Annotated in this window: 6 protein-coding genes; 3 read left to right on the top strand and 3 right to left on the bottom strand. The window is 59.7% G+C overall.

Annotated elements, in window-relative coordinates; translation table 11 throughout:
• The first annotated feature begins 125 nt into the window (after positions 1 to 125).
• Entirely contained in the window at positions 126 to 752 is a 627-nt protein-coding gene (locus PG888_RS22035) for a LysE family translocator (protein WP_182938885.1), read from the top strand.
• Between the two features lie 135 nt (positions 753 to 887).
• Positions 888 to 1,847: a LysR substrate-binding domain-containing protein gene (locus PG888_RS22030; protein ID WP_182938886.1), complete on the top strand. Its 960-nt coding sequence runs from the start codon at positions 888 to 890 to the stop codon at positions 1,845 to 1,847.
• Between the two features lie 201 nt (positions 1,848 to 2,048).
• Here the strand turns inward: PG888_RS22030 and PG888_RS22025 are convergent, their stop codons facing one another.
• The 3 genes from PG888_RS22025 to PG888_RS22015 are packed head-to-tail and all read right to left on the bottom strand — an operon-like array spanning position 2,049 to position 4,497.
• Entirely contained in the window at positions 2,049 to 3,233 is a 1,185-nt protein-coding gene (locus tag PG888_RS22025) for a M20 metallopeptidase family protein (RefSeq protein WP_270694380.1), read from the bottom strand.
• Positions 3,233 to 3,682 (bottom strand): hypothetical protein, encoded by a 450-nt coding sequence (locus tag PG888_RS22020; protein WP_182938888.1) that lies wholly within the window; start codon positions 3,680 to 3,682, stop codon positions 3,233 to 3,235. Before PG888_RS22020 ends, PG888_RS22025 begins: the two co-directional genes overlap by 1 nt.
• Positions 3,679 to 4,497, bottom strand: a complete 819-nt coding sequence (locus PG888_RS22015) for a DUF3100 domain-containing protein (protein WP_042658540.1) — start codon at positions 4,495 to 4,497, stop codon at positions 3,679 to 3,681. Before PG888_RS22015 ends, PG888_RS22020 begins: the two co-directional genes overlap by 4 nt.
• Positions 4,498 to 5,015: 518 nt before the next feature.
• Here PG888_RS22015 and PG888_RS22010 point away from each other — a divergent pair.
• Positions 5,016 to 6,749 carry an SWIM zinc finger family protein gene (locus PG888_RS22010; protein ID WP_182938889.1) on the top strand — a complete coding sequence of 578 codons (1,734 nt, stop codon included), beginning with the start codon at positions 5,016 to 5,018 and terminating at the stop codon, positions 6,747 to 6,749.
• The last annotated feature ends 172 nt before the right edge of the window (positions 6,750 to 6,921 follow it).

Here is a 6,921-nt window from a genome sequence, read left to right as displayed (position 1 = left end):
CGAAACCAATCAACAGGTTTCGGATTTTTACACATCAGGAGGATCGGTCAATGGATCCTTAACTGATCGGCATTAGGCTCTGCGGAGCCCTCTTTGTTTGGTTTTGCTTTACGAGGGGAGAGGTGATGTTCGGTATTCATGATCTTGCTCTGTTTATGGTCTCGGGGCTGCTGCTCAATATCATGCCAGGGCCGGACTCCCTGCTGGTCATGCTGCGCAGCGGCTCGCAAGGGTGGCGTGCCGGTTCGGTCGCGGCCCTTGGCATCGGCACCGGTGTCATGGTGCATGTGCTGGCGGCGGCGTTGGGCCTGTCGGCCCTGCTCAGCGCGTCGGCCGAGTTGTTTGCCCTTATCAAGCTGGTTGGCGCCATCTACCTCATCTATCTGGGATTCTCCCTGCTGCGCCAGCAGGCAACAGGATCAATGGAGAGAGGGGCCACTCTGCCTGCACTTTCCTATGGCCAGATTTACTGGCAAGGGGTGCTGACCAATGTGCTCAACCCCAAGGTGGCGCTCTTTTTTCTCGCCTTTGTGCCCCAGTTCATCGCACCGGATGCCCCCGACAAGGCACTCGCCTTTATCCTGCTCGGCTGCATCTTCAATCTGGGCGGCATCATCTGGTGTCACCTGCTGGTCTTTACCACCGTCTATGCCAGCCACAAGGTACGGTTATCGCAGCGTCTTGGCCGCTGGCTGAACCGGGGCATCGGCACCCTGTTTGTCGGACTCGGGATCAAGCTCGCCAGCGACTAGCGTGCCGCTTTCTGACCTGGGGCAGGTTATCGTGCGAGGCGCTGTGGTATGGTCGGCAGTCAGCTGCGGGGTCTTCCCCGCGCGCTCTTATCAACGCCAGCACCACTGGCCGCAGCTGCGAGATCCCTTGCCCAGATGAACATCGCCCGGCTCAAGAACTTTACCGAGATTGTGAAGAACAACTTCAATATCTCGGCGACGGCGGAGAAGCTCTACACCTCCCAGCCCACCCTCAGCAAGCAGATGAAGATGCTGGAAGATGAGCTGGGGCTCGCTCTCTTTACCCGCAAGGGGAAGAATCTGGTCGGCTTGACCAGCGCAGGCGAGCAGGTGATGGAGCTGGCCAAGGGGGTAGTGGCGCAGGTGGAGCAGCTCAACCAGCTGTCGCTGGGAGAGCAACTGGCCACCAGCGGGGTGCTGCGTATCGCCACCACCCACACCCAGGCCCGCTACAAGCTGCCAACGGTGATCACCGAGTTCAGCCGTCGCTACCCTGATGTGGCGATCAACCTCCATCAGGGGGCGCCTGCCCAGCTGGCCCAGATGGTGCAAAGCGGCGATGTGGATATGGCGATCGCCACCGAATCCATGTATCTGTTCGATGAGTTGGCCGCAGTCCCCTGTCATCGCTGGGGCCGTAGCGTGGTGGTACCCCACGGCCATCCGCTGATCGACTGCCAGCCGCTGTCGATGGCGGATCTGGCCCGCTATCCCCTGATCACCTATGTGTTCGGCTTTACCGGCCGCTCCAAGATGGACAAGGCCTTCAGCCGCCACGGCCTCTCGCCGAAAACCGTGCTGACCGCCACCGATACCGATGTGATCAAGCACTACGTCCGGCTCGGGATGGGAGTCGGGGTGATCGCCAGCGTGGCCTTCGACGAGGGGGACAGGGAGGATCTGGTGAGCCTCAATATCGACCACCTGATTGCCTCGAGCGCCACCCACATCTGTCTGCGCAAACATGCCCATCTGCGCGACTACATGTACGACTTTATCCACCTCTACGCCCCCCATATCAGCCGGGAGACGGTGCAGTTGCATCTGATCAACCAGCCGCCTGCCGCCAATATGGCGGAGTTGCCGTGGCTTTAGCCGCAGGTTGTTTGTCGTACACAGAGCAAAAATACAGAGACAAAAAAAGAGAGGCCTTGGCCTCTCTTCTGGTTTTATCGGTATGCGGGATCAATCGCGGCGGGTGGCCAGATTGATAAAGATCTGGGCACCGACCAGCAGGCAGTCATCGTCCAGATAGTAGGGATTCGCATGCAGGTAGTTGCAGATCCCCTTGGCCTGTCAGGCGCTTTTAGTCGTTGCCAGATTGATAAAGATCTGGGCACCGACCAGCAGGCAGTCATCGTCCAGATAGTAGGGATTTGCGTGCAGGTAGTTGCAGATCCCCTTGGCCTGACAGCCACTGCCGAGGAAGAACATGGCCCCCTTGCGGTCACGGCAGGCGTTGACCATGTAGCTGAAATCCTCGCTGCCGGTCATCGGCTGACCCTGGGCGTTGATCCCCTCGGAGGGCAATACGTCGGCGGCCGCTTGCAGCAGACGGGCGCAGGCATCGGCGTGGTTCTCGACCGCCGGATAACCGGCATAGACCATCTTGGTCTTGAAGCCGCGCAGTTCGCTCTGGGCCACGATCTCCTTGAAGCTGTTCTTCAGGATCTGGTCGGTCTCGGCATCCATGGCGCGGATGGTGCCGCGCGCCTGCACATGGTCAGCGATGGCATTGGGAATAGTGCCGCCGTTGATCATGCCGCAGCCAAACACCGCCGGGCTGAACGGACTGGTGCGCTTGGCGACGATATAGTCCATATCCTCGATGATCCGCACCGCTTCGCGGATCGCATCCAGCCCCTTGTGGGGGGTGGAGCCGTGGGCGGAGATACCGTGCACATCCAGCGTCCAGGCGGAGCCCCAGGAGGACATGACGCCGTTGTTGAACTTGATGGTGCCGGTCTCCATGGCGCCGTCGTTATGGAGGGCATAGACCTCGTCCACCCCCTTCATGCAGCCCAGCTCCACCATCTTCTCGGCGCCCGGCACCCGCATATCCTCTTCCGCCATCTGGAAGATAAAGCGGACGTTGTACTGCAGGCGATCGCGGTTGGCGGCCAGAAACTTGGCGGCGGTCAGGGCGATCGCCATATGGGAGTCGTGGCCGCAGTTGTGGGCCATCCCCTCGTGGCTCGACTTGAACGCAACGTCGCTCATGTCGTGCATCTCGAGGCCATCCATGTCGGCACGGAAGGCGATGGTCGGCAGCACAGGATCAACCACCAGATCACCGTGGAAACCGGTGAAGCCCGGGTAGTCGGTGAGGCGATAGCCAAAGCCTGCCATCAGCTCGCGGCAGTAGGCCGAGGTCTTGAATTCGACGCCGGAGGCTTCCGGAATAGTGTGCAGGTGGTGGCGCACTTCCTGACTGAAGTCGCGCAGGGCCAGCAGGGCCGGCTCAATGTGGATGTTGTTCATCAGATGATCCCTTGCATGGAGAAGCCGAGCTGGGCGACCAGCGACGCGCCGAAGAAGCAGCAGGTGGAGACGATCATGAATATCAGGATCACTTTCCACGACATCTTTTTCAGCTCTTCCAGCTGACCGCCCACCGAGAGACCGGCGAAGGCCAGCAGCGGTACGCAGCAGGAGAGGAAGGAGATCTTGGCGACGGCATCGATAAAGAGGCCGCGCACCGGGGTCTCCGGCAGGCAGATGAGAATGCCGATGATGGTGGCATAGGCAAACGCAGGCAGGGAGGAGGGCAGATAGCGCTTGGCTACCAGCGAGGCAAACACCACCAGCGACATGGCGACGAAGCTGTCACCCATCAGCCAGAGCGGGGTGCCGGTGGTCAGGGTCTGGGTAAACATGGCCAGCAGGATCGCCAGAAAGACGAACCGCATATCCATTACGATGCTTTTCATGCTTTCTCTCCTTTAGCGGTCAGGGCATAGATTTTTTCAGCGAGCGGCAGACCCAGATAGGTGAGGGAGAGGGCGCCGAGGGCAGAAGAGAGCAGGTTCGAGGCTGCTGCGATACTCAGCACCTGCTGGGCCAGCGCTTCGTCGAGACCGTTGATCAGAGCACCGGAGGCGGCACTCAGCATGGAGCCTGAGCCCACGCCGGAACCAGCGGCCAGCGCCAGCGGGTGCAGGCCGGTGAGCGGGGCGATACTGCCCAGTACGCTGAACCAGAGGGTGCCGATGACTGAGCCGCACAGGTAGATGGCCAGCACGCCGATGTACTCCTGGGAGCCGGTGCCGAACTTGCCCTGAATGACCGCAACCGACGGCTCACGGCTGATGGAGGAGCAGGCCCCGATGGCGCGACGGCCAAAGCCGAACTTCACCGCCAGCGGAATGGCGATCAGGATCGGCAGCAGGTTGCCAATCTCCTGCAGGAACAGCGGTACGCCGACGCTCAGGATCATCTTCAGGTTGGGGATGATCATCCCCGCGTACTGGGTGCCCAGGATCAGCAGGCTGAAGCCCACCATCTTGCCGCAGAAGCCCTCTTCTTTCTCGGTGAAGAGCTGCTTCCAGCCGGGGATGCGATCCTTGATCGGCTTGGCGGAAATGCACATGCCGATGATGACGGCAAAGAGCATCGGCAGGATCGGAATGATGGCGATGCCTATCTTGATCTCCTGCTTGCCTATCAGGTACTGGGCCACAAAGATCAGCATGGCGGTTGCCAATATGCTGACCGTGACCGTCTTGAGGGGGCTGGTTTGCTGCATGGTCTGTTCTCTTGTTATTCGTGAGTGTTCCACTTTAAGTGCCATCGCCAACTTGACGGGCTGGCGAATGATGGGGGCATGATAGGGAGGGTCGCGGGGGAGGAATGTGACCTCCATCAAGCTGGCCATATGGCATTTTTTCATGGGGTATGCCCTTTAACCCTGTGGATACCAAGGGTTAAATACCGTTAACAGATTGCCAGCAATCAGGTGATATGGTGACCTGTGGCCGCCTTGCACAAGTTCAAACAGAGAGCGAAGAAGAAGAAGACCGATCTCGCGTTAGAGGATCATCGGTACTATCTACCTGCAGTGCGATATCAAACAGTTGCATGCGCAGCTCGCGTCCATCACCATCCTGCAAACCCTCAAGCCTTATCTGGCCGAGCGCTGGGACGAGTATCAGCACGCCATATGGGATGAGACACCGAGCTTTGATGCGCTCTGCTTTCGATAAACCCTGCCATCACATGTATGGCGCCATCTGACCATAGACACACCGGAGAAGGAGAGCCCCTTTGGCCCGCAGCACCTCACATTCTGCTGAACTGATCGATATTGCCGAACTCAAGGCGCAAAGCGGCGACGCCAGCTTTGCCAAGGGGGTGAAACTGGCCAGTCAGGGGGCGGTACAGCAGCTCGCTCAGGATGGTGAGACCATCACCGCCCGGGTACAGGGCAGTCATCTCTATCGGGTCAGACTGGAGTGCGGGCGTACGATGGTGAGTCACTGCAACTGCCCCGCTGCCGACTATCAGACGCTCTGCAAACACGCAGTCGCCACCGCGCTGGCCTTCAATATGCAGCTAAGCGGCTTGGACGGTGAGGAGGGCGCGGTGGCACAGGTGCCCGATGCGCGGGCCAGATTGCGCGGCTATTTCGAGCGGCAAGAGCAACCGGCGCTGCTCGATGTGCTGATCGATGAGATCCGCCGCGACCCGAAACGCTGGGATTATTGGTTGAGGAAAGTGGAACTGAGTGAGCAGCCGCTCTCGCCGGCCAAACTGAAAAGCATGATCAACAGGGCGCTGCCCAAGCGGGATGTGTGGGAGTGGCGGGCGGTGAGCGACTACTTCAGCGAGGCCGAAGCGTTGTTTGAAGAGATCTGGGAGGGGATCGATACCCTCCCGCTCGAGCAGCAGTGGCAGCTGACCTGTTACGCGCTGGACCGGCTCAATACCGTGCTGTTACAGGTCGATGACTCCAATGGCGATCGCTGCGAGCTGGAGTTTGCGCTCTGCGAACGCCTCCCTGCGCTTTTTGCTCGCTTGCCATGGCCAGAGAGTGACAAGATCGACTGGCTCTTTACTCACCTCATCGAGCAACCGCAGGATATCTTCCCAGAAGAGGAGGCGTTTGGCGATATCATGCACAGTCCAGCCCTTCTGGCGCGCTGCGAGCAGAAGCTCGCCAGCTTGCGGGCGGCACTAGTGCCGGGCGATGAGTATGACTGGGATCTGCAACGCTATACCCTCCCCTTGCTGGATGCGGCCCGCGCGACCGGTGACTGGCGCCGCGAGCTGACCTTGCTGGCCAGTATTGCCACCATGCCACGGGATTGGCTCCGGCTCTGCAGCATCTGCTGCGATCATGATGAGCCGCTGGAGGGGGAGTATTGGCTCGCCAAGGCGCGCAAGCTGGCGGTATCACCCCATGAAAAGAGTGAGTGCGATGAGGTCGAGATCCGGCTCTCTATCGCCCTTGGCGAGAAGGGGCGGGCATGGCGTCTGGCGCGGGCCGGGTTCGAGCGGATGCCTCATTTTGACGGGTTCAAGCGGCTGCGCCAGTTGCAACACCAGTTGGAGTGGCAGGACGAAACCCTGCTGCCCTGGGCCGAGCAGTGTTTCAAGGATCAGGCCGCGGTCAGTCAGCCGTTCAATTTGTCCTCTCATCAGGATGCGCTGGTGCGCTTCTATCTCGATCAGGAGCGGGTGCTGGATGCCTGTGACTGGGTGGCCACCCACAAGATAAGCCCGGAGCTGCTGCTTACCCTGGCGGACAAGATCGCCCCGGACAATCCGCTGCTGGCCATCAGTTATACCTTTCGGGTTGCCGCCAGCTATGTGGCGACAGGTCAGAACGATGGCTATGAGCAAGCTGCGGCGGCGCTGCGCAAGCGGGAGCAATCGCTTGGGGATGACAAGGCGCTGCAGGAGAGCTTTAGCCTGCAGCTCGGGGCGCTGGCGACCGAATACAAACGCAAGCGCAACTTTATCAAGCTGGTGAATCTCTATTTCGCCTCCCGCCTCTGAGTTTCTCTTATGACGATGCGCCTCTGTCAGCGCCAAGGGATGGATAGCCAGCAATAAAAACGGGTCTGCAGTCGCAGGCCCGTTTGTCTTTGTATGTAACCTGAGATCGGTTTAAGCCAGCATTATCACGGCTTGCTCTTCGGATGTAAGATTCAAGGCTGGCTTGTTGTCT

It is taken from the genome of Aeromonas sp. QDB23, from assembly GCF_027707745.1.
Classification (GTDB): domain Bacteria; phylum Pseudomonadota; class Gammaproteobacteria; order Enterobacterales; family Aeromonadaceae; genus Aeromonas; species Aeromonas allosaccharophila.
This window is presented reverse-complemented; position numbering and strand designations above follow the sequence as displayed.